The 1,377-nt window shown below is 35.3% G+C and carries 1 protein-coding gene and 1 pseudogene; both read left to right on the plus strand.

From position 1 onward, the window contains the following. Positions 1 to 110: pseudogene (locus FTV29_RS14945) on the plus strand (IS701 family transposase); the annotation flags it as partial. A gap of 577 nt (positions 111 to 687) precedes the next feature. Next, on the plus strand, positions 688 to 1,104 hold the full coding sequence (locus tag FTV29_RS14950) for a hypothetical protein (RefSeq protein WP_159139022.1): 417 nt from the start codon (positions 688 to 690) through the stop codon (positions 1,102 to 1,104). Positions 1,105 to 1,377 lie beyond the last annotated feature (273 nt).

The following is a 1,377-nucleotide window of genomic DNA, read 5'->3' on the forward strand; positions in this document are numbered from 1 at the left end:
AAAATGTATATCGTTGGCAGAAGAAATTATTTAGACCAGTTATCAAAAACTTCATTGATGACTTTATTCTCGATAAAAATCATCTGCTACCACAGAGAATCTATAAATAATAGTGCGTAAGTCCTATAACTTTACTGAATGGCCTAATGTAATTTTAGAGCACACGCCAAAGTAAGGTCATGCCAGTCAAAATCCTGAACTTTAAATCAATGGTTTAGAAGCCGTGAAACATCATCTTAGCAACGATTAAAACAATTCTTAGATTTATATACGTGACACTAAAAAGCCAGTACATATTGAACTGGCTTTTTTCTCAATTTGTCTAACGTGCGTTATGTAAATTTTAGCAAATCTAAACTGGCAGCCTAACTTAAATAACTGATGTTACGCAATAAGTGTATTTTTGAGCATCTTCGCCACTACATTTTGCGGTCGATTTTTTTAAAATTTACAACATATAGAATGGATGCGTAACATCAGTTAAATAAACTGTCTCCGATATATTGGTCCCAAAATCCTTAAAGATCTGACTGCATATTTTCCCACTGTGGAACAGCATGCCCATCAGAGTGAAACAAAAAAATGAGATTTTATCTCCAAACCCTTTATTATTTTTAAGATCGTATATGATTTTAGAAATTTGAAAGAAACTCAAACTTTAAAATATTCGAATCATGGGGATACAATATGAAAATCAAGTTAATCACGCTGACATTAGCACTATCCGCAGCATCACTGGCAAACGCACATAATCATGAACAGTTAATCAGTAATGATTACCAACTGTTTAGTCCAGAAATCACCTCTAAAATCACTGAGCACAAACCTGTTTCATTAGATTTTATTGCTAGTGCAATTAGCACCCCAACTCAGGCGGTATTAAAAGAAAATTTAGGTGAGACTAAAAACGTCGTAGTGATTAGCGATGCGGAAACCTGGTATTACGGTGTTCAAATCACCGATCAGGAAAATCAAAAATGTTCTGTCTCTTTTATTTTCGACCGTGAAAATGGCAAGTTAAGTACATCGGCAGATCTGGTCAGCTTCCACCAATTAGAATGTGAATTAGCCGTTGCCCAAAAATTAGAAAAGAAAAATAACTAACTCCAAACCAGACATTAAAAAGCCCGCAAATGCAGGCTTTTTAATTCGTCCAAATTTTCCATATATCACCCTGCCAGAATCCGGTTTAATGACAATTAAATAGAATATTTGAACTCTTATTGGCACTGTTGCAAATAACCACGAATGGCTTTGTTGCACAAAGATTTGAAATGCAAAGCGCCCCTAATTGAGCCAAATTTAAGGCGTAACTTGGGTAAGTGGTCGACCTAATTCCGTAAATCTGTTGAGGACTGCTACACGTGCATGAATTTC

The organism is Acinetobacter sp. YH12254 (assembly GCF_013417415.1).
Classification (GTDB): domain Bacteria; phylum Pseudomonadota; class Gammaproteobacteria; order Pseudomonadales; family Moraxellaceae; genus Acinetobacter; species Acinetobacter pseudolwoffii.